Source organism: Buttiauxella selenatireducens (assembly GCF_031432975.1).
GTDB lineage: Bacteria > Pseudomonadota > Gammaproteobacteria > Enterobacterales > Enterobacteriaceae > Buttiauxella > Buttiauxella selenatireducens.
The window spans coordinates 2,275,940-2,302,743 of the sequence record NZ_CP133838.1 but is presented as its reverse complement, the minus strand read 5'-3'; the positions used below and the strand labels follow the sequence as shown (position 1 = coordinate 2,302,743).

General features: G+C 49.8%; 28 protein-coding genes. 16 read left to right on the top strand and 12 right to left on the bottom strand.

All coding sequences use genetic code 11. The features are described 5' to 3' along the window. Nucleotides 1–16: 16 nt before the first annotated feature. The 5 genes from pdxY to anmK form a co-directional block, all read right to left on the bottom strand. Nucleotides 17–877 (bottom strand): pyridoxal kinase PdxY, encoded by an 861-nt coding sequence (pdxY, locus tag RHD99_RS10625; protein ID WP_309878726.1) that lies wholly within the window; start codon nt 875–877, stop codon nt 17–19. A gap of 100 nt (nt 878–977) precedes the next feature. Then, nucleotides 978–2,252: a tyrosine--tRNA ligase gene (gene tyrS / locus RHD99_RS10620; protein WP_183269431.1), complete on the bottom strand. Its 1,275-nt coding sequence runs from the start codon at nt 2,250–2,252 to the stop codon at nt 978–980. A gap of 142 nt (nt 2,253–2,394) precedes the next feature. Further along, complete coding sequence (gene pdxH / locus RHD99_RS10615; protein WP_309878725.1) at nt 2,395–3,051, bottom strand: pyridoxamine 5'-phosphate oxidase; 657 nt, start codon at nt 3,049–3,051, stop codon at nt 2,395–2,397. A 57-nt stretch (nt 3,052–3,108) separates the two neighbouring features. Continuing rightward, nucleotides 3,109–3,432 (bottom strand): C-type lysozyme inhibitor, encoded by a 324-nt coding sequence (gene mliC, locus RHD99_RS10610; protein WP_183269433.1) that lies wholly within the window; start codon nt 3,430–3,432, stop codon nt 3,109–3,111. Between the two features lie 97 nt (nt 3,433–3,529). Beyond that, nucleotides 3,530–4,654, bottom strand: a complete 1,125-nt coding sequence (gene anmK / locus RHD99_RS10605; protein ID WP_309878724.1) for an anhydro-N-acetylmuramic acid kinase — start codon at nt 4,652–4,654, stop codon at nt 3,530–3,532. A gap of 284 nt (nt 4,655–4,938) precedes the next feature. On the opposite strand from anmK, the gene slyB reads away from it, so the two are divergent. Next, nucleotides 4,939–5,406, top strand: a complete 468-nt coding sequence (gene slyB / locus RHD99_RS10600) for an outer membrane lipoprotein SlyB (protein ID WP_309878722.1) — start codon at nt 4,939–4,941, stop codon at nt 5,404–5,406. A gap of 105 nt (nt 5,407–5,511) precedes the next feature. On the opposite strand, the gene slyA is transcribed toward slyB, so the two are convergent. Next, complete coding sequence (slyA, locus tag RHD99_RS10595) at nt 5,512–5,952, bottom strand: transcriptional regulator SlyA (RefSeq protein WP_183269436.1); 441 nt, start codon at nt 5,950–5,952, stop codon at nt 5,512–5,514. Between the two features lie 175 nt (nt 5,953–6,127). On the opposite strand from slyA, the gene RHD99_RS10590 reads away from it, so the two are divergent. Genes RHD99_RS10590 through RHD99_RS10580 form a run of 3 tightly spaced genes read left to right on the top strand, consistent with a single transcriptional unit; the run spans nt 6,128 to nt 9,249 of the window. Beyond that, the gene (locus RHD99_RS10590) at nt 6,128–6,364 is read left to right on the top strand and encodes a DUF1656 domain-containing protein (RefSeq protein WP_309878721.1); all 237 of its coding nucleotides are present in this window, start codon (nt 6,128–6,130) and stop codon (nt 6,362–6,364) included. Between the two features lie 3 nt (nt 6,365–6,367). Then, complete coding sequence (locus RHD99_RS10585; RefSeq protein ID WP_309878720.1) at nt 6,368–7,219, top strand: efflux RND transporter periplasmic adaptor subunit; 852 nt, start codon at nt 6,368–6,370, stop codon at nt 7,217–7,219. A gap of 8 nt (nt 7,220–7,227) precedes the next feature. Further along, entirely contained in the window at nt 7,228–9,249 is a 2,022-nt protein-coding gene (locus RHD99_RS10580; protein ID WP_309878719.1) for an FUSC family protein, read from the top strand. A 2-nt stretch (nt 9,250–9,251) separates the two neighbouring features. On the opposite strand, the gene sodC is transcribed toward RHD99_RS10580, so the two are convergent. The 3 genes from sodC to RHD99_RS10565 all read right to left on the bottom strand — a co-directional run bounded on the left by sodC (nt 9,252) and on the right by RHD99_RS10565 (nt 11,048). Continuing rightward, a complete protein-coding gene (gene sodC / locus RHD99_RS10575) occupies nt 9,252–9,773 on the bottom strand; it encodes a superoxide dismutase [Cu-Zn] SodC (protein ID WP_309878718.1) in 522 nt (173 codons plus the stop codon). An 81-nt stretch (nt 9,774–9,854) separates the two neighbouring features. Further along, on the bottom strand, nt 9,855–10,751 hold the full coding sequence (locus tag RHD99_RS10570) for an aldo/keto reductase (RefSeq protein WP_309878717.1): 897 nt from the start codon (nt 10,749–10,751) through the stop codon (nt 9,855–9,857). Nucleotides 10,752–10,808: 57 nt separating this feature from the next. Beyond that, nucleotides 10,809–11,048 carry a DUF1289 domain-containing protein gene (locus RHD99_RS10565; RefSeq protein ID WP_183269442.1) on the bottom strand — a complete coding sequence of 80 codons (240 nt, stop codon included), beginning with the start codon at nt 11,046–11,048 and terminating at the stop codon, nt 10,809–10,811. A 184-nt stretch (nt 11,049–11,232) separates the two neighbouring features. Here RHD99_RS10565 and eptA point away from each other — a divergent pair, with 184 nt between their 5' ends. From eptA to rnt, 5 genes are all read left to right on the top strand, one after another. Next, entirely contained in the window at nt 11,233–12,861 is a 1,629-nt protein-coding gene (gene eptA / locus RHD99_RS10560; RefSeq protein ID WP_309878716.1) for a phosphoethanolamine transferase EptA, read from the top strand. Nucleotides 12,862–12,932: 71 nt separating this feature from the next. Further along, on the top strand, nt 12,933–13,532 hold the full coding sequence (locus RHD99_RS10555) for a TetR/AcrR family transcriptional regulator (protein WP_183269444.1): 600 nt from the start codon (nt 12,933–12,935) through the stop codon (nt 13,530–13,532). A gap of 54 nt (nt 13,533–13,586) precedes the next feature. Continuing rightward, nucleotides 13,587–14,684, top strand: coding sequence for an alkene reductase (locus RHD99_RS10550; RefSeq protein WP_309878715.1), 1,098 nt, complete (start codon nt 13,587–13,589; stop codon nt 14,682–14,684). A 343-nt stretch (nt 14,685–15,027) separates the two neighbouring features. Then, nucleotides 15,028–15,435: a lactoylglutathione lyase gene (gloA, locus tag RHD99_RS10545; protein ID WP_183269446.1), complete on the top strand. Its 408-nt coding sequence runs from the start codon at nt 15,028–15,030 to the stop codon at nt 15,433–15,435. 96 nt (nt 15,436–15,531) lie between these two features. After that, nucleotides 15,532–16,191, top strand: a complete 660-nt coding sequence (gene rnt / locus RHD99_RS10540) for a ribonuclease T (protein ID WP_309878714.1) — start codon at nt 15,532–15,534, stop codon at nt 16,189–16,191. A 60-nt stretch (nt 16,192–16,251) separates the two neighbouring features. On the opposite strand, the gene grxD is transcribed toward rnt, so the two are convergent. Then, entirely contained in the window at nt 16,252–16,596 is a 345-nt protein-coding gene (grxD, locus tag RHD99_RS10535; RefSeq protein WP_034455369.1) for a monothiol glutaredoxin 4, read from the bottom strand. Nucleotides 16,597–16,958: 362 nt separating this feature from the next. Between grxD and RHD99_RS10530 the strand changes: the two genes are divergently transcribed. Next, the gene (locus RHD99_RS10530) at nt 16,959–17,813 is read left to right on the top strand and encodes a C40 family peptidase (RefSeq protein WP_309878713.1); all 855 of its coding nucleotides are present in this window, start codon (nt 16,959–16,961) and stop codon (nt 17,811–17,813) included. Nucleotides 17,814–18,052: 239 nt separating this feature from the next. Next, nucleotides 18,053–18,634, top strand: coding sequence for a superoxide dismutase [Fe] (gene sodB / locus RHD99_RS10525; RefSeq protein ID WP_309878712.1), 582 nt, complete (start codon nt 18,053–18,055; stop codon nt 18,632–18,634). Between the two features lie 79 nt (nt 18,635–18,713). Here the strand turns inward: sodB and cydH are convergent, their stop codons facing one another. Then, nucleotides 18,714–18,803 carry a cytochrome bd-I oxidase subunit CydH gene (gene cydH, locus RHD99_RS10520; protein WP_034495793.1) on the bottom strand — a complete coding sequence of 30 codons (90 nt, stop codon included), beginning with the start codon at nt 18,801–18,803 and terminating at the stop codon, nt 18,714–18,716. Nucleotides 18,804–19,111: 308 nt separating this feature from the next. On the opposite strand from cydH, the gene purR reads away from it, so the two are divergent. Next, a complete protein-coding gene (gene purR, locus RHD99_RS10515) occupies nt 19,112–20,137 on the top strand; it encodes an HTH-type transcriptional repressor PurR (RefSeq protein WP_183269450.1) in 1,026 nt (341 codons plus the stop codon). A gap of 18 nt (nt 20,138–20,155) precedes the next feature. Here purR and punR read toward each other — a convergent pair whose 3' ends face one another. Continuing rightward, on the bottom strand, nt 20,156–21,073 hold the full coding sequence (punR, locus tag RHD99_RS10510) for a DNA-binding transcriptional activator PunR (protein WP_183269451.1): 918 nt from the start codon (nt 21,071–21,073) through the stop codon (nt 20,156–20,158). Nucleotides 21,074–21,188: 115 nt separating this feature from the next. On the opposite strand from punR, the gene punC reads away from it, so the two are divergent. From punC to gmuD, 4 genes are all read left to right on the top strand, one after another. After that, nucleotides 21,189–22,382, top strand: a complete 1,194-nt coding sequence (punC, locus tag RHD99_RS10505; protein WP_183269452.1) for a purine nucleoside transporter PunC — start codon at nt 21,189–21,191, stop codon at nt 22,380–22,382. 297 nt (nt 22,383–22,679) lie between these two features. After that, the gene (gene cfa / locus RHD99_RS10500; RefSeq protein ID WP_309878711.1) at nt 22,680–23,828 is read left to right on the top strand and encodes a cyclopropane fatty acyl phospholipid synthase; all 1,149 of its coding nucleotides are present in this window, start codon (nt 22,680–22,682) and stop codon (nt 23,826–23,828) included. Nucleotides 23,829–24,036: 208 nt separating this feature from the next. Then, nucleotides 24,037–25,356 (top strand): PTS sugar transporter subunit IIC, encoded by a 1,320-nt coding sequence (locus RHD99_RS10495; RefSeq protein WP_309878710.1) that lies wholly within the window; start codon nt 24,037–24,039, stop codon nt 25,354–25,356. A gap of 48 nt (nt 25,357–25,404) precedes the next feature. Continuing rightward, nucleotides 25,405–26,796 (top strand): 6-phospho-beta-glucosidase GmuD, encoded by a 1,392-nt coding sequence (gene gmuD, locus RHD99_RS10490; RefSeq protein ID WP_309878709.1) that lies wholly within the window; start codon nt 25,405–25,407, stop codon nt 26,794–26,796. The last annotated feature ends 8 nt before the right edge of the window (nt 26,797–26,804 follow it).

The window sequence follows — 26,804 nt, the reverse complement described above, 5'->3', positions numbered from 1 at the left end:
TCACCCGCCTTTTTTATTACAGTTTCACCGCAGTGAAATAATGCTCTGGACGCGCAATACCTTCCTGCGCTGCGACCAGTTGTAACTCGTATTCTTCCATTTTCTTGGTCACGACCATGATGTCGTAAACCGCTGCAGTGACATGCTGTAATGCTTCGCGTAGCGTGGCACCATGCAATAGATTTACCAGCAGCAGCCCACTCGTCACATCACCCACGCCGACGGGCTGGCGCTCACCAAAATCGACCAATGGGCGATGGATATGCCAGGCTTCATCGGCCGTCACCAACAGCATTTCAAAGCGATCCTGCTGATAAGCTGCGCGTGCCAGGTGTTTCACCAGCACAATCTCCGGCCCCAGGTTAATCAACTCTCTCGCGGCATGCACCGCTTCTTCTACCGTGTTAACCGCGTGACCGCACAAGATTTCAAGCTCAATCAAGTTTGGCGCGATAATGTCACTGGCTGGCAGTGCGTAACGCGTATGGAATTCAGCAACACCGGGGGCGACGATACAGCCCTTCTCAGGATGCCCCATGACTGGGTCACAGAAATACTTAGCACCTGGATTCGCTTCTTTAACTTTACGCACAATAGAAAGAATGTGTTCGCCCTGTTCCGCTGAGCCAAGATAACCACTCAGAACTGCGTCACAACGCTCTAATTGCCCAATATCTGCAATCCCCTGCACAATCTCGCTGAGGTGACTGGCCGGCATTACGCTGCCTGTCCATTTTCCGTATTGGGTATGGTTGGAGAACTGTACTGTGTTCAGCGACCATACGTTTGCACCAAGACGTCGCATCGGGAATTCTGCGGCACTGTTACCTGCATGACCGAAAACTACATGGGATTGGATGGCAAGAATGTTTTTCATTTCTCTACTCGGATACACCGATTTTTATAGTGGTTGTGAATTAACAACGGGTGGTAAAAATAAAGGGCGTGGTTTCCCACGCCCTTCTGTTCATTCTTAATTACTTCCAGCAAACGAGGCAGTAATTTTTCTTGCCCCGGCGCAGCAAGGTGTAGCGATTGAAAAGAATATCGCTATCAGCAAAGGTATATTCCGGGTCAGACTGCTTCTCGCCGTTAATGGTGATGGCGTTTTGCGCGATGGTTTTACGTGCCTGGCCGCGTGACGGTTGCAGTTCGGAATCAACCAAAGCCTGTTGCAGGTCAGCGCCGCGCTCCATTTCCACCATCGGTACGCCGTCTTGTGCCAGTTGCTCAAGGTCAGCTTCGGTCAAATCGCTCAGGTTGCCATTGAACAGGCTGCTGGTGATACGTTTCGCCGCTTCCAGACCTTCTTCACCGTGAACCAGACGAGTCACTTGCTCTGCCAGCACATATTGCGCACGCGGAGCTGTGCCGCTGTTCTTGTCTTCTTCTTCCAGCGCGTTGATTTCTTCGAGGCTCATGAAGGTAAAGAACTTCAGGAAACGATAGACATCGGAATCAGCCGTGTTAATCCAGAATTGGTAGAATTTATATGGACTGGTTTTCTTAGGATCCAGCCACACCGCACCACCTTCAGTTTTACCAAACTTGGTGCCATCGGATTTGGTGATCAACGGAACAGTCAGACCAAAGGCCTGTTGCTGATGCAGACGACGAGTCAAATCGATACCGGAGGTGATGTTACCCCACTGATCAGAACCACCAATTTGTAGAACCACGCCATGCAGCTTGTTCAGACACGCGAAGTCATAACCCTGCAGCAGGTTGTAGGAGAATTCGGTAAAGGAAATACCGACATCATCACGGTTCAGACGCTGCTTCACGGCTTCTTTGTTAATCATCTGGTTAACAGAGAAGTGCTTACCGATATCTCGCAGGAAGGTCAGCACGTTCATGCCGCCAAACCAGTCGTAGTTGTTAGCCGCAATTGCTGAGTTTTCGCCACAGTCGAAATCAAGGAACGGTGCAACCTGACGGCGGATTTTTTCAACCCACTCCTGAACGGTATCTTCGGTATTGAGTTTACGCTCTGATGCTTTAAAACTCGGGTCGCCAATCAGACCTGTCGCACCACCCACCAGCGCAACCGGTTTGTGACCTGCTTCCTGGAAGCGTTTCAGGCACAGCAGCGGAACCAGATGGCCCAAATGCAAGCTGTCAGCGGTAGGATCAAAGCCGCAATACAGAGCAATTGGCCCTTGCGCCAGTCGCTGTGCTAACGCTTCTTCATCCGTTACCTGGGCGACTAAGCCCCGCTCTTGCAATTGTTTTATCAAATTGATGCTTGCCATCAAATTCTCCATCTATATACGACTGCACCTTGGCCGGTACACGGCTTTTCGCCAGTTGACGAAAGGAAGTAATTTCTTAGGGGACATAGAATAAAGCGCCAACAACCGGAGTGCCAGCGCTTAAAACAACAATTTGCCTATGTTATGGAGCCAGACGGTCTATTTTCCAGGCACTGCCTTCACGCTGGTATAAAAAACGATCGTGTAGACGATGTTCTCCACCCTGCCAGAATTCCATTTGGTCAATTGTTACGCGATACCCACCCCAGAAACTGGGTAATGGAATTTCGCCCTGCTGGAATTTCTGTTTCAGTTCGAGGAATTTACTTTCAAGAATACCGCGAGCGGAAATTCGGCTGGATTGTTTGGAAACCCAGGCACCGATTTGGCTGTCACGCGGCCGGCTGTGGAAATACTTCATCACTTCGAGTGTAGATAAGCGCTCCGCAGTACCCTGCACCATCACCTGACGGTCGAGCATATGCCAAGGGAAATGCAGGCTTATACGCGGGTTATTTTCCAGATGATGCGCTTTGCGCGAACCGAGATTGGTATAAAACACCAGCCCACGTTCATCAAAGTGTTTGAGCAAAACAATACGCTGATACGGTTGGCCGTTCTCATCAACCGTGGCCACCACCATGGCGGTAGGATCAGCAAGTTTTGCGTCGCAGGCTTGAGCTAACCAGCGCTCAAACAGTGCTAACGGTTGCTCAGTAAGATCATTACGGCGCAAGCCACCTTTAGTGTATTCGCGGCGCAGATGTGCAATTTGTTGCAGAGAGTCATTATCAGACATGGCGTTACGTCAGGCTATCGTAAGGTGGAGCTATTGTGCGCCCCACCCTAAGAAATCTCAACGTTTTGGATTTTGTAGCTGGCAATTATTCAATACAATCTGGTCTTTACGATACACCGTAGCGGTATCCCCCTTCGACCAGAACACGTAAACCCCATCAGTATAACGGGCGCCCGATGCGGATAAGCCCTGTGTCAGTGATAAGTATTCGTTGTCGTAAACAAAGCTCACCATACTTTTTTGGTTGTTTTGTTTAACCGTCAGGGGTTTTTCATCACATTGATATTGCAGCGTATCCGTCTGCATACGTTCTACAAAAGTGTTGTAGTAGCTACATCCGGCAAGCATGAAGGGGATGGTGGCAATAAGTAGTTTTTTCATCTGCATGTCCTGAAGTTCTTATTATTTCTTATAAAGGGGGAGCATAACCTCCCCCATTAACTTCAGTTTAGAGATTTAGTGCTGAAGATTATTTCAGTTAACTCTGATTATACAGCGGGTTTGCAGGAAAAATTGCACCTATCACACTGGCGGCCGACGCCCCTGTTACCGAAGGCAAATTACCCGGTAGCCCAGATAACGTGCGGAAGGCAAGCCAGGCGAAAGCTAACGCTTCCATATCATCACCACTGATTCCCGCGTCGTCAGTGGTGGTGACTTCGATTCCCGCCAGGAGCCCAGCCAAACGGGCCATCAATAAAGGATTACGGCTGCCCCCGCCACACACCATCAGGCGCTCACAACCGCCGCTCAACAAGACTTGCTCTGAAATCGTTATCGCAGTCAGTTCGGTCAGTGTCGCCTGAACATCTTCTGCAGCAACGCCTGGAAATGCCGCGAGTTGACGCTCGAGCCAGCCATAATTGAAATACTCGCGCCCGGTACTTTTTGGCGCGGGCATCGCAAAGTAAGGATCGCTTAGCATTTGCTGCAACAACGGGAGGATCACCTTACCGCTGATCGCCCATTCCGCGTCTTTATCGTAGGCTTTTCCACGCTGACGCCAGATCCAGGCATCAATCAGCATATTTCCCGGCCCAGTGTCGAAGCCGCGTACCGGTTGTTCGGGAATGAGCAGCGAGAGATTTGCGATACCGCCGATGTTGAGCACCATACGATGTTCGGTAGGATGTCCAAGTAAAGCCTGATGGAAAGCAGGCACAAGTGGTGCTCCCTGTCCCCCAAGCGCCATATCACGACGACGGAAGTCCCCCACAACAGTGACGCCTGTGCGGGCAACAATCTGATTATTGTCACCAATTTGCATGGTATGAGGCGCTTCACCTTGTGGCTCATGCCACACCGTTTGCCCATGGCAACCAATGGCGGTGACATCCGTATACGTCAGCCCTTGTTCATTCATCAGGGTTTGCACCGCCTCAGCGAACAATTTACCCAGACGATTATCAAGCTGTCCGAGTTGAGAAAGGGTTAATTGTTGCCCCTGGCAGATAGCCAGAATGGCTTTTTTGATATCCAACGGAATCGGATGGCAGTAACTGGCCTGCTGGGCAACAAGATGTTCATCGATCGCTGCCAGAACGACATCAATACCGTCCAGGCTGGTACCTGACATCACACCGATATAACGCCCTGATTTCATCTGTTACTCCTGGAGACTCGCCAAATAGTGGGATTAATTCCTTCATAAACTAACATTCAATTCGGTGATTAATTAATATTTTTAATAACATTGCGTCACAAAATGATAGTGAAAGTGGTGTTATGCCCTAACTGCAACTGGTTTAAGCCTGGTTAATGCAGGCTTTTTTAGTTTCAATGCCATAATGCGGCTGAACTAATATTAAATTCAGCACCTAAATACCATATAATTTAGACACGATGGATGCTCGGTTGGGCGTTTCTAGATGATCAGGAGAGTCATAAATGATTTCACGTATACTGGCAGTTTCATTAGTGGGTTTAACTTTGGCTGGTTGTGCTAACACCAGCACGCTTTCCGGCGATGTTTATAGCGCCTCAGACGCCAAGCAAGTTCAAAGCGTAACCTACGGCACGTTGGTATCCACCCGTCCGGTTCAAATCCAGGCAGGAAATGATTCAAATGTGATGGGCGCGATTGGTGGTGCTGTTCTGGGTGGTTTCCTGGGTAACACTGTTGGCGGGGGTACCGGTCGTTCACTGGCAACTGCTGCTGGTGCAGTAGCAGGTGGTGTTGCGGGCCAGAGCGTTCAGGGTGCACTGAACAAAACCGACGGTGTTGAGCTAGAAATTCGTAAAGATGATGGCAACACTATTCTGGTCGTGCAGAAACAAGGCAACACCCAATTCGTAGCGGGTCAACGTGTACGCATCGCCAGCAACGGCAGCCAAACGACGGTATCACCAAATTAATAATGCCAGGGGCGGCTTGTTTGCAGGTTGCCCCACGTTATTTCTGCAGTATCGATTGTTGCAAAATAGAAAGCCTCACCGAATGATGAGGCTTACTGAAAGGCATTACTCTTTTGTCTGTAGATGAACGATGTTTTGCTCCAGGCGATTAATCAGGTCAAGTAATAGTTCTTGTTCTTCAGAACTGATCCCCAACAAAATCTCATTGCGCGTTTTTTTAATAACCGTTTCCATCTCATTAATAATTGGCTCAGCGCGTTCAGTAAGCTTTATGCGTTTCGCCCTTCGGTCATTCGCACAAGTTTGACGTGAAATAAGCCCTTTCTCTTCCAGTTGGTCGAGCGTTCTAACCAGTGATGGTTGCTCAATACCAATCGCTTTGGCCAACTGAATCTGTGACTGCTCGGGCGGTAACTGGTGAATATTGTGCAGCGTTACCCAATGCGTCTGTGTCAACTCCAGAGGTTTCAGGCGATGGTCAATCAGAGCACGCCAAATGCGCACCAACCGTGCCAGATCCGATCCTAGTGGCGATTCCAATTTCATCTCCTTATAATTAGCTTGCTAACTTATTATACTGATTTTAAACTATTGTGCAGGCATTAATTGAAAAATTAAATTCCTTACTTTTGCTGACGTTAAGCAACCAGCTATACTTTTAGTTTACAACTAAGTCAGGGGAAACGGCAGTCATCCCCGGAAATTTAAAGGATTATCTGACGTGAAACTCGATTTTTTAACATCCGGCCTGCCGCTCCAGGACTTGGTTGTAGGAGCTTCAATCTACTTCCCCCCTATTTTTAAAGCGATAATCCTGGGCTTTTTTATCTGGCTCATTCTTCATCATTTACTGCGTGACTGGATGTATTCCGGTGATATCTGGCATCCGACATTAATGGATCTGTCGTTATTTTCACTCTCCGTCTGTGCAGGACTTGCGTTTCTGGTGGTCTGGTAAAACATGAAAACAATAAAATACTTTTCCACTTTGCTGATTTTCGCTGTAGCCATCATTGTTGGCTGGTTGTTATGGAATTATTACATGCAATCTCCGTGGACGCGAGATGGGAAAGTGCGTGCCGAACAAGTCAGCATCACGCCCCAGGTGTCGGGAACCATTACTCAACTCAATATTGAAGATAACCAGTTCGTCAAAGCGGGTACGGTACTGTTCACGATTGACCCCACGCCCTATCACATTGCACAACTGAACGCGGAAGCGCAGTTAGCCCAGGCGCAGTCTGAACTGGCAAAAGCCAGCAATGAAGCACTGCGCCGCAGAAATTTACCCCGCAATTACATATCGGCTGAAGATATGGATACCGCGAATATTAATGTCAAAGCCGAGCAAGCCGCTGTAAAAGCGGCCGAAGCTACGCTTGAACAGGCGAAATGGCAAATTACTCAAACTACGGTCAGCGCACCGGTGGATGGATGGGTAACGAACCTCTCCACGCGAACCGGTAACTACGCCACTGTGGGCCAACCCGTTTTTGCCCTCGTCGACAGCCACTCGTTTTACGTTGTGGGTTATTTTGAAGAAACCAAACTGCGCCATATCCAACCCGGTGATGCTACGCAGATTGTTTTGTATAGCGGACATATTCCATTAAGCGGAAAAGTACAAAGTATTGGGCGCGCGATATACGATCAAAGCGTGGAAAGTAATAGTGATTTAGTACCGGACATTAAACCTAATGTGCCGTGGGTGCGCCTGGCCCAACGTGTTCCTGTGCGCATTCAGCTAGATGAAATCCCGCAAGGCATTACGCTGGTTTCCGGCACCACCTGCACTGTGACGATTAAGCACTGACCTCGCCGATGAAATTCTCCGCGTTGACATGGCGAAATACCCCCTGGGCGAAAGCGAATGCAGGCCAATGGCGTTACGCACTGCGTAATGCTATTGCGATGTGTCTCGCACTCACCATCGCCTACTACCTCAATTTAGATGAACCTTACTGGGCAATGACCTCAGCGGCCGTAGTCAGTTTTCCAACGGTCGGCGGCGTGGTCAGCAAAAGCCTTGGGCGAGTCGCGGGTAGCCTGATAGGTGCAATGGCCTCCCTGATCATTGCGGGGAATACGCTCAACGACCCGTGGTTGTTCACCTTTGCGATGGCGTCGTGGCTTGCGCTCTGTACCTGGAGCTCCAGTCATTATCAGAACAACGTGGCGTACGCCTTTATGCTGGCGGGCTATACCGCCGCGATCATCGCTTTCCCGATGGTGAATACCGTCGATACCACGCAACTTTGGGATATCACACAGGCGCGTGTTTGCGAAGTTATCGTCGGTATTTTGTGTGGCGCATTCATGATGATGGTGCTGCCCAGTACGTCAGATGGCACCACGCTGCTCACCGCTCTGCGCAATATGCATACGCGCTTGCTTGAACACGCCTCGATGTTGTGGAAGCCTGAAACCACTGATGCGATTCGTACCGCGCATGAAGGTGTGATTGGGCAAATTTTGACCATGAACCTGTTACGCATTCAGGCATTCTGGAGCCATTACCGTTTCCGCCGTCAGAACAATTTGCTTAACTATCTCATTCATCAGCAATTACGCATGACCAGTGTTATCTCCAGCCTGCGCCGTATGTTGATGAACTGGCCTAATCCGCCTGAAAATTTATGGCCTGTTATGGACGCGCTGATCAAAGAGTTGGCGCGGGAAGATGTTCATAAGTACACCGTTGCACGTCTCCTTTCGCAGATTGCTCCCCCTTCAGAAGATGATTACCGCCACCAGGCTTTCTGGCATCGTTTGCGCTATTTCTGCTGGCTGTATCTCAATAGCAGCCGTTGGATGCGTGAACTGGAAAATGCCACTCCGGTTTCAGTACTCACTCCACCTGTCACCGCACCGCTGGCACGTCATACCGATAGTACTGAAGCCATATGGAGCGCACTGCGTACATTTTGCGTCATAACCATAACCGGAGCCTGGTGTATCAGCACCCAATGGGATTCGGGCAGCGGCGCATTGACGCTTGCGGCAATCAGTTGTGTGCTCTATTCGTCCGTACCTTCACCGCTGAATTCACTCACACTCCTGATGCGCACATTGTTGTGGCTCTCAATGTTCAGCTTCCTGGTGAAATTTGGCCTGATGGTCCAAATTACCGATCTCTGGCAATTCCTGATTTTCTTGTTGCCGTTGTTGGCGACGATGCAATTACTTAAACTACAACAACCTAAGCTTGCCGGTTTATGGGGGCAATTGATTGTGTTCATGGGATCGTTTGTTGCCGTGACGAATCCCCCGGTTTATGACCTCGCCGACTTCCTGAACGACAATCTGGCAAAAGTTATCGGCGTGGGCCTTTCCTGGGTAGCATTTTCTGTACTGCGCCCTGGTTCAGATTCGCGGAAAAGCCGTCGTCATATTCGCGCATTGCGCCGCGGTTTCGTTGACCAACTCAGCCGTAAGCCACTGCATTCTGAGAACCAGTTTGAATCACTGGTTTATCATCACATTAGCCAGCTAAGTAACAGTAAAGATGAGATGGCGCGTCGATGGCTGCTGCGTTGGGGCGTGGTGCTACTTAACTGCTCACATGTGGTGTGGCAACTACGCGGTTGGGAAACACGATCCGACCCGCTTTCTCAGGTACGCGATGTATGTATTCATACCCTGAGAGACATCATGAGCGAGCGCGGGGTCCAGCAAAACTCTTTAGCCCGGACGTTGCAGGAATTGCAGCGCATGTCGGATTCTCTGTCGCACCATCATACTCCGGCCGCGCGTGAACTTGCCGGTATCATCTGGCGACTCTATTGTTCGCTTTCACAATTGGCACAAGCGCCGCCTGCCGAACAACCAGCAGGCAGCCGCTGAGTTTACTGGATAACACCACACGCGTATCGCGCACCGCCACCGCCAAGCGGTTTAGGTTGATCGGACATATTATCGCCGTCGACATGCACCATCAGCGCCTTGCCTTTGACTTCATCCAGGGTATTCAGGCGTGGTGCCGTCACGGGTTCGGTTGCAATACCGTCATTATCGACCACCAGCACGGGTAAATCGCCCAGATGCCCAACGCCCATCGGTCCCATATGTTTACCGGTTTTATCGGGATCAAGGTGTCCTCCTGCGGCTTCAGCGGCCGAAGGTTTTCCCTCTTTCATTGCGGGCTCACAACTGCCGTTGGCATGAACATGGAAGCCATGCTCACCAGGAGGAAGTGTTCGGAGATCGGGCGCGAAGACCAGCCCTTTATCGGTTTCGGTGATTTTTACCGTACCAAGAGAATGACCAATTCCCTGTGGCGTGACGAGATTCATTTGAACCTCGGTGCTCGCAGCCTGAACTGCCGCACAGCTAAATAGTGTTAGAAAAGCCAGACTTATTCGCTTCATATTACCTCCCGGATTGACTTTCAGCCTGTTAAGCATAGGCCATACCAGTCGATTGCTCCGGGAGATAACTATTTTTGCGCGTTATGGCACGTCGTAACCCAGAGCGGCTTTACGAATGCGGAACCACTGTTGGCGGCTCATATCAAGGCTGAGAGAGTGGATAGCTGAACGCACGCGTTCAATTTTACCGGAGCCAATGATAGGCAGCGGTTTTGCAGGCAAGCGCATCACCCAGGCATAAACCACTTGCTCGATCGTTTCCGCCCCCATTTCATCAGCCACTGCGCGTAACTCATCACGTAACGGCTGGAATGCTTCATCATTAAACAAACTGCCGCCCCCAAGACATGACCACGCCATCGGATGAATGCGTAGCTGCTGGCATTGATCCAACGTGCCATCAAGAATGGTTGGCTGATGCACCGGTGAGATTTCTACCTGATTGGTAGCAAGCGTAAACGGCAACCGAGATTGCAACAGCGTAAATTGTGCCGGTGTGAAGTTCGACACACCGAAGTGGCGCACTTTACCGCTCTGATGCAGCGAGGTGAACGCATCAGCCACTTCATCAGCATCCATTAGAGGATCAGGACGGTGAATCAAAAGCAAATCGAGGTAATCAGTAGCCAGTTTTTGTAGCGAGGCTTCAGCACTGCTGATGATGTGTGATTTGTCGGTAATGTAGTGCCCCAGCGCATGGTCTGGATTGGCAGTGGTGGCAATCCCACACTTGGTGACAATTTCCATTTTCTGGCGCAGATGCGGCACCAGGCGCATCGCTTCACCAAACGCGGCCTCACACTGATAACCACCATAAATATCGGCGTGGTCGGCAGTCGTGATACCCAAATCGACATGTTCTTCAATAAAACTGGCCAGTTGACGAGGGGACATATTCCACTCCATCAAACGCCAATAACCCATAACCAGGCGTGAAAACTCAGGTCCCTGCGGGGAAATCGTAATGCGCTGTACCATAAGGCCGATCCTCAGTATTAAACGAATTCTGCATCTGAGTATAACGACATCAACGAATTAAAATAGTGAGGGTTGTTGCGGCTCTTCAGGTGAAGCGGATTTGTTTGCTCGTAATTTGCGCATTAATCGCTGGCGGCATAAGCGCAGCACATCTTGCTTTTGCACATCACTCATCTGCTGCCACTGAAAACGTTCATCACGGCTTCGCATACAGCCACGGCAAAATCCACGCTCATCTGACTGGCAGATGCCGCGACACGGGCTTTGTATCGGGAAAAACTCTAACTGTTCAGACACCCTAAACCCCTTTTTGCAGCATTATTTCAATTGAAGCCTGACATCCAAAATGTTGCAAGCGGTGCGGTGAATATTCTTAACACTTGTCGCGAAACACGAAATAGGATCGTTTTAATTAAATTAAGGTTCACCTAATCTTCCTTCATTAGTCTGTGCTCATTATTTATGGGCACTTATGGTTGTTATGGAAACCTTAGAAAAGTTACAGTGTAACGACTCAAAGTTTAATCTTTACTGCGCATTCTTCTTCACGTTAATTAATTTTCTCTTTATCAAGCGCACCTGGGAAATCATTGCTCCAGATTCGTTCCACAGCTGGGTTTTCGCCATCTCCGTACCTGTCGTTTTGTTTAGCGCCTGGTTGACTATCTTTAGTCTGATTAACCTGCCGTGGTTACGTAAACCCCTGCTGGTGATATTGGTGATTGGCTGCGCGGCCTGTAACTATTTTATGTTCACCTATGGCGCGGTTATCGACAAAAATATGATGACCAATGTCTTTGAAACCGACTCCCAGGAAGCGGTGGCATTGGTTACCCCGCAATTGCTGTTGTGGCTTGGGTTTGCCGGTATCGTGCCAGCCGTGTTCATGACCATCATAAAAATCAAACCCTCACGTTGGTGGTACACCCTCCTGACGCGTACCGTCAGTGTTTTGGCGGGTCTGCTTATCATTATTCTGGTGGCTTCCGTATTTTATAAGGACTACGCCTCACTGTTCCGTAACAACAAAAACATCGTGAAAATGGTGACTCCCGCCAACTACATCAGTGCGATTAGCAGCTACACCAAAGCGCGTTGGTTTACCGGTGACCAGACATTGATAAAGATTGGTGAAGATGCCAGGAAAGGCGCACTGATTACCCAACAGAAAAAGAAGACCGTAGTCGTGTTTGTGGTCGGCGAAGCTTCGCGCGCTGAAAACTATTCTCTGAACGGTTACGCCCGTGAAACCAATCCTGAGCTTAAAAAACAGAACGTTATATATTTCCCTAATGCCTCATCGTGCGGCACGGAAACGGCCGTATCTGTCCCTTGTATGTTCTCTAATATGCCGCGTAAACAATACGATGCTGATCTTGCCCGCCATCAGGAAGGGTTGATGGATGTGTTCGCGCATGCGGGTATCAACGTGTTATGGCGTGAAAATGACGGGGGTTGTAAGGGTGTCTGTAACCGAATCCCACATACTGATATGACGCAGTGGAATATAAGCGCCTTGTGCAAAGATCAATCATGTTGGGATGACGCGTTGCTGAACCGCTTTGGCCATGTGCTGGATGGCGTACAACAGGATTCCGTTTTTGTTCTGCACCTGATGGGCAGCCACGGCCCAGCTTACTATCGCCGCTACCCTGACAAATTTCGTAAATTCACGCCAACTTGCGACAGTAACCAGATACAGGATTGCGATCGTCAGGCGCTCATCAATACCTATGACAACACTATTCTGTATACCGATGATATTGTCAGCCGCACCATCGACGAACTCAAAGCGCATGGCGATCGCTTCAACACCGCGCTGGTGTATCTTTCCGACCACGGTGAATCATTAGGTGAAAACGGTATTTACCTGCATGGCACGCCTTACATGCTGGCACCTTCACAGCAAACACACATTCCGTTCCTGTTCTGGTTGTCGAAAGATTACCAACAGAACTTTGCAGTGAATGCTGACTGTCTGACGAAAAAAGCCGCTGCGGAAAAAGTCTCTCAGGATAATATTTTCTCAACGCTACTCGGCATGATGGACATTAAAACGTATGAATATCAGTCAGATATGGATATTATCGCCACTTGTCGTCAAGCCTGATAATCAGGCGGCAGAAAAAATTCGCCGCCTGTCCCTTGCATTAGACCGACCGGTCTATTACATTTAGTCCCATGAACAGACATCCTGACCATGACACTCGCGAACATCTTCTTGCTACCGGCACGCAGCTTTGCCTGCAACGCGGTTTTACTGGCATGGGATTAAGCGAATTATTAGCTACCGCCGAAGTACCAAAAGGCTCTTTCTACCACTACTTTCGCTCCAAAGAAGCGTTTGGCGTGGCGATGCTGGAGCGGTATTACACCGCTTACAACTTGCGTTTGCAGCAGCATTTTTCGCAAGGCAGCGGGACTTATCGGGAAAGATTCCTGGCCTGGTACCAGGAAATGGCAAACTGGTTTTCCCAACACGGAAGCCTTATCAGCTGTTTGACCGTCAAACTTTCGGCAGAAGTATGTGACCTTTCGGAAGATATGCGTGCCGCACTCAATAATGGTGCCACACAAATCGTCGCCCAACTTGCTGATGCGCTGGCAAAAGGTGATGCTGAAAAAAGTCTGAAACTCACCGATTCTGCGTTAAGCCAGGCACAGGTGATTTACTCCCTGTGGCTTGGAGCCAGCCTTCAGGCGAAGATTTCACGTAGCGCGGTGCCGCTTGAAAGCGCCCTCGCCCACGTTACCCAATTATTAGCGGAGCCTGTCTCCTGACAGGCTTTTTATTTAATTTCTAACTAGACGACCGGTCTACTCGAGGCGTTTTATATGTCAGCAGATAAATTGTTTACCCCACTGAAAGTCGGTGCCATTACCACTCCAAACCGTATTTTTATGGCGCCGTTAACGCGTCTGCGTAGCATTGTGCCAGGGGATATCCCTACCCCGTTGATGGGTGAGTATTATCGTCAACGCGCAAGCTCCGGCCTTATCATCAGCGAAGCAACGCAGATCTCAGCGCAAGCTAAAGGCTATGAAGGTGCCCCAGGCCTGCACAGCGATGAACAAATTGCGGCATGGAAGAAAATCACGGCTGGCGTTCACGCGGCTGATGGTCGCATTGCCGTGCAACTGTGGCATACCGGTCGTATCTCTCACTCCAGCATTCAGCCAGGCCAGCAGGCGCCTGTTGCGCCATCAGCAATTTCTGCCGGTACGCGCACCTCACTGCGTGATGAAAATGGACATGCAATCCGCGTCGACACCTCAATGCCGCGTGCACTTGAGCTCAGTGAAATCCCGGGCATCGTGAATGATTTCCGTCAGGCGGTAGGCAATGCGCGTGATGCTGGTTTTGATATGGTCGAGCTGCACTCCGCACATGGCTATTTGCTACACCAGTTCCTCTCTCCGTCGTCTAACCACCGTACCGATGAATACGGCGGTAACCGTGAAAACCGCGCGCGTCTGGTGTTGGAAGTGGTTGATGCTGTGAGCAAAGAGTGGAATGCCGATCGCATAGGTATTCGTGTTTCGCCAATCGGTTCGTTCCAGAATGTCGATAACGGCCCGGACGAAGAAGCTGATGCGCTGTATTTGATTGAAGAATTAAACAAACGCGGGATTGCCTATCTGCACATGTCCGAGCCTGACTGGGCCGGTGGCAAGCCGTACACCGATGAATTCCGTCAGAAAGTGCGTGAGCGTTTCAACGGCGTTATCATTGGCGCGGGCGCTTATACCCCGGAAAAGGCAGAGTCGTTAATCGAGAAAGGTTTAATCGACGCTGTCGCATTCGGTCGTGACTACATCGCGAACCCCGATCTGGTTGAACGCCTGCACCACAATGCAGAACTCAACACCCAACGCCCAGAAAACTTCTATGGTGGTGGTGCTGAAGGTTACACCGATTACCCGACATTATAAGAACAGTCCATTGATAGCGGCGAGTAATCGCCGCTATACCCTTCATATTTGAAGTTGCCTCTGCGTTGGCTACATTCACTCACCCCAGTCACTTACTCAAGTAAGCTCCTGGGGACTCTTGAATTTGCCGCCTTGATGCAACTCCAATTATTTTGGGTATATACTTACTTCCCTTTTTTAACTCGGTTTGAAAAATCAACCATTTATACCCAAGCGATTCGAGATGCAGGTAGGCGGCAATTGAGTGAATCCCGATGAGCTTACTTGAGTAAGTGATTCGGGTGAACGAGAGCAGCCAACACCCCTGCATCTTGAAGGGCGACGGGTAGAATACGAGGATTTTATGCGCTTACTTCACACCATGCTGCGCGTCGGCGACCTGCAACGCTCCATCAATTTCTACACTAACGTACTGGGCATGACCCTGCTGCGCACCAGTGAAAATCCTGAATATAAATACTCTCTCGCGTTCGTTGGCTACGGCCCGGAAACCGAAGAAGCGGTTATCGAACTGACCTATAACTGGGGCACCGATAGCTACGATTTAGGTAACGCGTACGGTCACATCGCGCTGAGCGTAGAAAACGCAGCCGAAGCCTGCGAGCGTATTCGCAAAAACGGTGGCAACGTCACCCGCGAAGCGGGTCCGGTAAAAGGCGGTTCCACCGTCATCGCTTTCGTTGAAGATCCAGACGGCTATAAAATTGAGCTGATCGAAAACAAAGACGCAGGCAAAGGTCTGGGTAACTAATACACTGTCAGTGGGCGTTCATCTCGCCCACTGCTGCATCCCTTCGCAAAATTTGCCATAATGCGCGCTGCTTTTTCCCCGTATTAAGAGATCCTGATGTCTGACAACACGCAACTGCATGGCCTGTGTGACCGTTTCCGTGGCTTTTATCCGGTAGTCATTGACGTTGAAACCGCTGGGTTTAACGCGAAAACCGATGCTTTACTGGAAGTCGCTGCCATCACTTTAAAGATGGATCAAGATGGCTGGTTATCGCCTGATGAAACCCTGCATTTCCATGTCGAACCTTTTGAAGGTGCAATTCTTCAGCCTGAAGCGCTGGCCTTTAATGGCATCGACCCGCATAACCCGTTGCGTGGGGCCGTTAGTGAATATGATGCGCTGCATGCGATTTTTAAAATGGTGCGCAAAGGCATTAAAGACAGCGGATGCAACCGCGCAATCATGGTTGCCCATAACGCGACATTCGATCACAGCTTTATGATGGCGGCGGCAGAACGTGCTTCATTAAAACGTAACCCGTTCCATCCATTCGTCACTTTCGACACAGCCGCATTGAGCGGGCTGGCATTAGGCCAGACAGTACTGGCTAAAGCGTGTATTGCCGCTGGCATGCCATTTGACAGCAGCCAGGCGCACTCCGCACTTTATGACACTGAACAAACCGCACAACTGTTCTGCGAGATTGTGAATCGCTGGAAACGGTTAGGTGGATGGCCGCTCCCGCTGCCTGAAGAACCCGAATCAAAAGTATAAAAAAAGCGACCGTAACAGGTCGCTTTTTTATTACCGTTAATACCATACTCCAGCGAAAAATTACTCTGCGTCTGGCTCTTCGGATTTGTATTTAGCAGCGGTTTCTTTAATCAATGACTGTAATTCACCACGCTGATACATCTCAATAATGATGTCGCAGCCGCCAACCAGTTCGCCATCAACCCACAGCTGTGGGAAAGTCGGCCAGTTTGCGTATTTTGGCAACTCAGCACGGATGTCTGGGTTCTGTAAAATATCAACATACGCGAAACGCTCACCACAGGCAGACAACGCCTGCACAGCCTGGGCTGAGAAGCCGCAGCTAGGCAGTTTCGGAGAACCCTTCATATAAAGAAGGATTGGATTCTCTGTAATCTGTTGTTGGATTTTTTCAATAGTGCTCATTGCTTGCTTCCTCAAACCTTGTCCTGGCATTAGCCTGCCATTGTAGCGATTGACACCCTCTCCAGAAAACACCATTTTTTGCAGGGTCTCTGTTTCATGTGCGATGGAGGGACAACATGCATCAAGAATAACACTTTTCCCGCAGCTGCAAATCAGGAAATAACTATAAGCCCGATCAATAAATAGCCTGACAACCATTAGTTTGGTCATTTTTTTTGCGTACGGTAACGAAACAGCAAGACGAATAGAAAAAGGTTATTAACTTTATTACGTCTTATAGATTAGAATCGGCGGGTTTCGCAAAATCATACACGGGCATGATGGTATTCATCGTGCATTCATTTTAACCAGGGGATTGTCGAGTGGCGCGGATAACAAAAATTTCTATCACGCTCTGTGCTCTGCTATTTACCTTGCCGTATACACCATTGACGCAGGCGTCTGAGCACGCTCGTCCCGTGGCTGCGCAAAAAGCGCACGTTGTGAAAAGCACAACGAAGAGCACAGAAAAGAGCAGTAAGAGTAAAGAAAAAACCACTACCGCCAGCAAGAAAACTAACACCTCTTCTAAAACCACCAGCAAGAAAAAAGAATCCACTGCCTCAAAGAGTAAAATCGCTAAGAACACCAGCAGTGCAAAAACAAAAAATCTTGCAAAAAATGATCGCAAAAAATCCTCCCAGCTCGCGAAAGTCCAGCCTGTTACTTTTACCGAAAAATGCAGTAAACCGCGTAAGGGCTACAAAACGCGTTGTGTGAAAGTCAAAGCTGAGCAACCAACGACGATTGCAGCAGCGCATAAAGTCCGGGTGCAGAAAGCACAGAAAACGGCGATGAACAAATTGATGGGCCAGATTGGCAAACCGTATCGCTGGGGCGGCACGTCACCGCGTACAGGCTTCGATTGCAGCGGTCTGGTTTATTACGCTTACAAAGATTTGGTGAAATTCCGTATTCCACGTACTGCAAACGAAATGTATCACCTGCGTGATGCTTCTTCGGTTGATCGTGGGGAACTGGAAACGGGTGACCTTGTGTTCTTCCGCACCCAGGGCCGTGGCACGGCGGATCACGTTGGTGTTTACGTCGGTAATGGGAAATTCATTCAGTCACCGCGTACTGGCCGTGATATTCAAATCACCTCGCTGAGCGAAGACTATTGGCAACGCCACTATGTTGGCGCCAAACGCGTCATGACATCTAAAACCATTCGTTAAAACCTTCACCTGCCCTGAAATGGGCAGGTGAGTTCTTCTTTTGCTTATCCTTTCAATTTGTTAACCTAAACCCGCACTAAAAGTGGTTATTTAGAAACATACCCTAAATAATTCGAGTTGCAGAAAGGCGGCAAGTTTGTGAACCCCCGGGAGCTTACTCAAGTAAGTGACAGGGGTGAGCGAATGCAACCAACGCATCTGCAACTTGAAGTATGACGGGTAATAATAAGGAGTTAGCAATGTCGTTCGAACTACCTGCACTACCGTATGCGAAAGATGCTTTAGCACCGCATATCTCCGCTGAAACCCTGGAATACCATTACGGCAAACACCATCAAACCTATGTCACTAACCTGAATAACCTGGTTAAGGGCACGGCGTTTGAAGGTAAAACGCTTGAAGAGATCGTTCGTACTTCCGAGGGTGGTGTTTTTAACAACGCCGCTCAGGTGTGGAACCACACCTTCTACTGGAACTGCCTGGCACCAAACGCAGGCGGGGAACCTACTGGCGAACTTCTGGACGCTATCAACAAATCTTTCGGTAGCTTCGCTGAATTCAAACAACAGTTTACTGATGCCGCTATCAAGAACTTTGGCGCAGGTTGGACGTGGTTGGTTAAACAGGAAGATGGCGCTTTAGCGATTGTTTCTACTTCCAACGCGGGTACGCCACTGACTACTGCCGCTAAACCACTGCTGACAGTGGATGTCTGGGAACATGCGTACTACATCGACTACCGCAATGCTCGTCCTAACTACCTCGAGCATTTCTGGGCGCTGGTGAATTGGGCGTTTGTTGCGAAGAATCTTGCAGCATAGAAGTTTGCTCCCTAAATAGTTCGAGTTGCAGGGCTATTTAGGGGAATGTTAATGGGCCGCGATAAGCGGCCCATCTTAATCAGTGCAGTACGGCAGTTAATGCGCCGCAAACAATCAAAGCCAGAACAATAACTGTGGTCGTGATTGAAAATTTCAGATCGGTACTCATCAGCAACTCCTTTTTGTTACCTTACAAAACAGCCTTACAATCGATGTGTCATGGTGAGTTTCCCACAATCGGAGATAAAAATCCTCACGGTTTTAACCCGATATCCATTTTCCCTCTTCCACTTTTCGCCAGGATAGGCCAAAATCCCTCGCTAATTTATTGCGTATCGTCAATTCAATGCCCTCCTCCCGTTTTATGTCGCAATCCCGGCATACCCGCAACCATTATGTTGCCTTTGGAGTCAGCGTACGCAAACGTTTAACACATTAGTAATCAGGGGGTTAAGATATGGCCCGGAGTGAAATTTAATGGCGACAATCAAGGACGTGGCGAAGCGCGCAAACGTTTCCACTACAACCGTATCACATGTGATTAACAAAACCCGTTTTGTGGCGGAAGAAACGCGCAACGCGGTATGGGCTGCAATTAAAGAATTGCACTACTCACCGAGTGCTGTAGCACGAAGCCTGAAAGTTAATCACACCAAAACGATCGGTCTGCTTGCCACTTCCAGCGAAGCACCTTATTTCGCCGAGATTATCGAAGCGGTGGAAAATAGCTGCTTTGAAAAAGGCTATACCCTGATTTTGGGTAACGCACACAATAATTTTGAAAAACAGCGCGCTTACTTATCGATGATGGCGCAAAAGCGTGTCGATGGCTTGCTGGTGATGTGCTCTGAATATCCAGACTCCTTGCTCTCCGTGCTCGAAGAGTACCGCCACATCCCAATGGTTGTGATGGACTGGGGCGAGTCCCGTGCCGATTTCACCGACTCCGTAGTCGATAACGCATTCCACGGTGGCTACCTGGCGGGTCGTTATTTAATTGAACGCGGTCACCGCGAAATTGGTGCTATCCCTGGCCAAATGGAACGCAATACTGGCGGCGGTCGTCATGCTGGCTTTATGAAAGCACTCGAAGAAGCGGGTATTTCTATTCCAGAAAACTGGATTGTTCAGGGTGACTTTGAACCTGAATCCGGTTATCGCGCTATGCAGCAAATCCTCGGCCAGTCTCATCGCCCTACCGCAGTATTCTGTGGCGGCGACATCATGGCGATGGGGGCAATTTGTGCCGCTGATGAAATGGGTCTGCGCGTACCGCAGGATATTTCCATTATTGGTTACGACAATGTGCGTAACGCGCGCTTCTTCTCACCGGCGTTGACCACCATCCACCAGCCAAAAGATTCGCTGGGGGAAACGGCGTTTAACATGCTATTGGATAGAATCGTTAATAAACGCGAAGAGTCCCAATCGATTGAAGTCCATCCGCGCCTGATCGAACGCCGTTCAGTAGCTGATGGCCCATTCCGCGATTATCGTCGTTAAGTGTTGTTGAGCCCGGGTTTACTCGGGCTCAGGTTCCTGTAACCATTCCTGATTCATCGTTTCACTGTCCCCCAGATAATCCAGTAACCAGCCCAATGCGGGTGATGCGTCGTTTTGCCGCCAGGTCAGGCAACATGCTGCGTCAGGGAACGGGTTATCCAGGGTTAACTCGCTCCATCGCCCGGAATCCAGCCACGGCCTGGCGATATGCAACGGCACCATGCCGATACACAAACCTGCGCTCAAACAATCCGAACCGGACTCCCAATCTGGCACCACGACACGGCGTTGGTTATCTAACAGCCAGGTAATTCGTTTAGGCAACGAACGCGAGGTATCTTCGAGTACCAACGACGGCCAGTCACGCAGGTCATCATCGCTTAACGTCCCACCGCGCTGTGCCAGAGGGTGTGTAGAAGCCACCACACAACGCCAGCTCAACGTTCCCATATCGCGAAAGGCATAACGCCCTCCGACCGGAATAGCCTGGGTTGCACCAATAGCCACCTCGACACGACCATCCGCCAGCGCATCCCATACGCCGTTGAACACTTCCTGGAAAATGCGCAGTTCGATATCCGGAAAATGGCGATAAAAATCCACGACCAGTTGCCGCGTTCGCTCAGGTTTAACGATGTTATCAACCGCAATGGCCAGGTGACCGCGCCATCCGTTAGCGATCTGTTGGCACTGCTGCCGTGTCGTCATCATTTTTTTGATAACAGAGCGGCCCTCTTTAAGGAAAAAGAGGCCGGCAGGGGTTAATTCGACATCACGATGACGCCGTTCGAATAGCGGAACAGCTAACCAATCTTCGAGCTGCCGTACCGTATAGCTAATGGCAGACGGAACGCGGTGCAACTCCTGTGCCGCACCGCTGAAGCTACCATTGCGCGCCACCGCATCTATCACTTCCAGCGAGTATTCTGACCACATTTCTCTGCTCACAAAATTTTTGAACGCAACCTACAAATATTAGCGTTTCACAAGCGTAATTGCACTCCGTACACTCTCGCGGCAATGAACCTGCAAGTTTAATCAAGAGAAAATTATGCAACCTTCAAAAGGATTTCTTATCTGGCTGGCCGGATTAAGTGTGCTGGGCTTCCTTGCCACAGACATGTATCTGCCTGCTTTCGCTGCCATTCAGCAAGATTTACAGACCGATGCATCGGCAGTCAGTGCAAGCCTGAGTTTGTTCCTGGCTGGATTTGCGTTTGCCCAGTTAATGTGGGGCCCCCTGTCAGATCACTTCGGCCGCAAACCGGTATTGCTGGCGGGATTAAGCCTGTTTGCGATTGGCTGTATCGGCATGTTGTGGGTAGAAAGCGCCACTGCGCTTTTGGTACTGCGTTTTGTTCAGGCGGTTGGCGTCTGTTCGGCGGCAGTTAGCTGGCAGGCTCTGGTGACCGATTACTACCCGGCGAATCGCGCTAATCGTATTTTCGCAACGATTATGCCGTTGGTTGGCTTATCCCCGGCGTTGGCACCGTTGCTGGGTAGCTGGATTTTGAACCACTTTGACTGGCAGGCGATTTTCGCCACGCTGTTTGTCATCACTCTGGTGCTGATGATCCCGACTTTACGTCTGAAACCCCGCACCCAGCATCATCCGCAAACTGAAGACAATAAAGTGAGTTTCATGTCATTGCTGAGCTCCCGAGTTTATAGCGGCAACGTGTTGATCTATGCCGCCTGCTCCGCCAGCTTCTTTGCATGGCTTACCGGCTCCCCCTTCATTCTTAACGATATGGGTTACAGCCCGGCCGCCATCGGCCTGAGTTATGTACCGCAAACCATCGCCTTCTTAATTGGTGGTTACGGCTGCCGCAGCGCGCTGCAAAAATGGCAAGGTAAGCAGATGCTGCCGTGGTTACTGGCCCTTTATGCACTGAGCACCTTTGCAACATGGGCGGTTGCCATGAGCGGTCACGCTAACCTCACGTTGTTGCTGATCCCATTCTGTGTGATGGCCATGGCCAACGGCGCTATTTACCCCATTGTGGTGGCATCAGCTCTGCTGCCCTTCCCGCAAGCAACCGGTAAAGCCGCTGCGCTGCAAAACACGCTGCAATTAGGTCTGTGCTTCTTTGCAAGCTTAATGGTCTCCTGGCTGGTTGCGACGCCACTGTTGACCACCACCAGTGTGATGTTGGTGACGATTGTGTTGTCAATTCTGGGCTATTTACTGCAACGCAGTAAAAAAGCCGAAGTATGGCAACCCGCTGAATCTGATGCACATTAATCGGCAAGTTAGCGTGACACTCATGTAGTTAGCATGCTAACAATGTTTTATTGAACCACCGCTTCGGCGAGCCTATACTTACTAACGGCTCGACCGTCAGCACAATAATAATGAAGTTTGACGGGAGCCTTTGTGCTCCCGTTTGTTGTTTTATGCAGCTATTTTTCATGGGCACTCGCCCTTTCTCTGTTCTACGTCGGATATCAGGCTCGCGGATTTTCCCGTGACATTTCTCACATGCCCAAAATAGCGTCTACGCTGTTTTAAGGTTCCTCACACAAAGGTGATGGAGAAGCTATGAGTTCATCGTGTATAGAAGAAGTCAGCATAAAAAATAACCCGTGGTATCGAATCGTAAGCGAAATGCTCACGCAGGCTGGTGTGGAAATAAATGGCCCGCGCCCTTTCGATCTCCAGGTTAAACATCCCGACTTTTTTAAACGCGTCCTGCAAGAGGGCACGCTGGGGTTGGGTGAAAGCTATATGGATGGTTGGTGGGACTGTGACCGACTGGATATTTTTTTTCATAACGCCATTCGCGCCGGGCTGGAAAACCAACTCCCCCATCATTTAAAAGACACGCTTCGGGTTGCCGCCGCTCGCATTATCAACCTGCAATCTAAAAAGCGCGCCTGGATTGTCGGTAAAGAGCATTACGACCTCGGTAATGATTTATTTACCCGCATGCTTGATGAGCATATGCAATATTCCTGCGGCTACTGGAAAGACGCCAGCACCCTTAGCGACGCGCAAAATGCCAAGCTAAAAATGATCTGCGACAAGCTGCATCTCGAACCGGGTATGACGCTGCTGGACATTGGATGTGGTTGGGGTGGGCTTGCCGAATTTGCCGCACGACATTACGGTGTGGCGGTTCATGGGGTAACGATTTCAGCCGAGCAGCAAAAAATGGCGCAGGAGCGTTGTGTCGGGCTGGACGTCACTATTTTGCTGCAAGACTACCGCGATCTGGATATGCAGTTTGACCGTATTGTTTCCGTCGGTATGTTCGAGCACGTAGGCCCCAAAAACTACGCCACCTATTTCAACGTCGCTGACCGCAATTTAAAACCCGACGGTATTTTCCTGCTACATACCATTGGCTCCAATAAAACCGATAACATCGTCGACCCATGGATAAACAAATACATCTTCCCGAACGGCTGTTTACCTTCGGTACGCCAAATTGCTGAAGCCAGCGAAGGACATTTTGTGATGGAGGACTGGCATAACTTTGGTGCCGACTATGACAAAACGTTAATGGCCTGGCATGAAAGATTCCAGAATTACTGGCCGGAAATTGCTAATAACTATTCAGAAAGATTCAAACGCATGTTCAGTTATTACCTCAATGCGTGTGCGGGAGCCTTCCGCGCCCGCGACATTCAGCTCTGGCAAATCGTCTTCACTCGTGGAGTCGAACACGGTTTACGCGTTCCACGTTGATCCCCGACTACCCCGGCGCTGTCGGGGTAGTCGCTTCTCTTAACCATCTGTAGCATTTTCATAACAAACTGTGGGGTTCCTCACGTTTCCGACGCTCCTTTATTCATGAGTTTGATCCCGCTAACACTTATCTCTTTCCTCAATGGAAACCGGTTTCCGTTTTGTTTCACAATTGACCCACTTCCAAAAAACTAACAAGGATACCGCCATGAGCATGTACCAAAAAATGGTCAATGTGATTGAGCAAAAGGTCACCCCCATGGCCGGAGCAATGGGCTCTCAGCGCCATGTCATCGCCATCCGCGACGGCTTTATCTCTGCGCTACCGTTTATGATTATCGGTTCTTTCTTGTTAGTGTTTATTTTCCCACCGTTCTCACCCGACAGTTCCTGGGGCTTCGCACGCTCGTGGTTAAAATTTTCCCTAAACTACCGGGAACAGCTGATGTTGCCGTTTAACCTCAGCATGGGTGTGATGACCTTCTTTATTTCAGTCGGTATTGGTGCAAGCCTCGGGAAGCACTATAAGCTCGACCCGATAATGACCGGATTACTGGCCTTTATGGCTTTTTTATTGGTCGCGGCTCCCTATAAAGACGGGCATATTTCAACGCAATACTTCTCGGGCCAGGGCATTTTTACCGCCCTTCTGACCGCCATTTATGCCAGCGAAATGTACGCTTTCCTCAAACGCCACAACATCACTATCCGTTTGCCGAAGGAGGTGCCAACCGGTGTGGCCCGTTCGTTTGAGATTCTGATCCCCGTTGTCGTGATTGTGGCCACGCTCCACCCGCTGAATTTATTTATCGAATCCACGACGGGAATGATTATTCCAGAAGCGATCATGCATCTGCTCGCGCCGCTGGTTTCGGCATCGGATTCCCTCCCGGCGATTCTCATTTCGGTATTTATCTGCCAGATCCTGTGGTTTGCCGGTATTCACGGTGCGCTGATTGTCACCGGCATCATGAACCCGTTCTGGATGGCCAACCTTTCAGCTAACCAGACGGCGCTGGCCGCAGGCAATGTGCTGCCGCATATTTACCTGCAAGGTTTCTGGGATCACTATTTGCTGATTGGTGGCGTGGGTTCCACGTTGCCCCTCGCTTTCCTGTTGCTACGCAGCCGCGCCATTCACTTGCGTACTATCGGTAAAATGGGTGTGGTGCCAAGCTTCTTTAATATCAACGAACCGATTTTATTCGGTACCCCCATCATCATGAACCCACTGTTCTTCTTACCCTTTACTTTAGTGCCGATGATTAACGCAACCCTCGCGTACGTTGCGACAAAATTAGGTTGGGTTGCGCAGGTTGTATCGTTAACACCGTGGACGACACCGGCTCCCATTGGCGCATCGTGGGCTGCAAATTGGGCGGTAAGTCCCGTAATCATGTGTCTGATTTGTATGGTCATGTCGGCTGTGATGTATTACCCCTTCCTGAAGGCTTACGAGCGCACCCTGCTGAAACAGGACGAAGAGCGCAATGTGCAGGAAAGCAATAATCCAGTAGCCGCAAATTAACCCTTTTTTACCTGCCCTGATGGCAGGTACGTCAAACGAGGAACGAAAATGAAATATGTATTCCCTGATAACTTTTGGTGGGGCAGCGCGAGTTCAGCACCACAAACTGAAGGCGAAACGCTCTCTTTTGGCAAGTCTGCCACCATTTGGGATCAGTGGTATAAAGAGCAACCGACCCGTTTCCATAACAACGTTGGCCCAGCGGATACCTCGACGTTCTATAAAAACTGGAAAGAAGATATCGCGCTGTTAAAACAGCTCAACCACAACACCTTCCGCACCTCGATTTCCTGGGCGCGTCTTATCCCTGAAGGCCGCGGCACGGTAAATCAGGAAGCGGTGACCTTCTACAATCAGGTGATCAACGAGCTGCTGGCGCAAGGTATCAAACCGTTTATCAACCTGTTCCACTTCGATATGCCGATGGTGATGCAACAGCAAGGCGGTTGGGAGAATCGTGACGTTGTCACCGCTTACGCTGAATTCGCCACGGTTTGCTTCGAACTATTTGGCGATCGTGTGAAGCATTGGTTTACCTTCAACGAGCCGGTTGTCCCAGTTGAAGGCGGCTATTTGTATGATTTCCATTACCCAAATGTGGTGGATTTCAAACGTGCAGCGACCGTGGCTTACCACACCATGATTGCGCACTCTCTGGCCGTAAAGGCTTACCATGAGCGTAACGACGGTGGCGAAATTGGTATTATCCTCAACCTCACGCCGTCTTACCCTCGTTCGCAAAACCCGGCCGATGTCAAAGCAGCCAATATTGCAGACCTGATGTTTAACCGCAGCTTCCTCGACCCTGCTCTGCGCGGTGAATACCCGCAGGAACTGGTCGCGTTGCTGAAAGAACACGGGCAATTGCCAGCGTGTCAGCCAGAAGATAAAGCCCTGCTTGCGGCGGGTGTCGTCGATTTGCTGGGCATAAACTACTATCAGCCGCGTCGCATCAAGTGCCGCGACTCGCTGGTCAATCCTGATAGCCCATTTATGCCGGAGTGGTTCTTCGAGTCATACGAAATGCCGGGCCGCAAAATGAACCCATACCGTGGATGGGAAATTTACGAGCAAGGGATCTACGATATTCTTACTAACCTGCGTGAAAACTACGGCAACCCGAATTGCTATATTTCCGAGAATGGCATGGGCGTTGAGAACGAACAGCGTTTCGATGAGAACGGCCAAATTCAGGATGATTACCGCATTGATTTTGTGCGCGATCACTTGAAGTGGCTGCACAAAGGTATCAGCGAGGGCAGCAACTGCCTCGGTTATCATATGTGGACGTTTATTGATAACTGGTCATGGTGTAACGCCTATAAAAACCGTTACGGTTTTGTCTCGTTAAACCTGGAGACGCAAGCGCGCACCATCAAGAAAAGCGGCGAATGGTATCGCGCGACCGCTGCTGAAAATGGCTTTAACGATCGGACGTAATCTCAGTA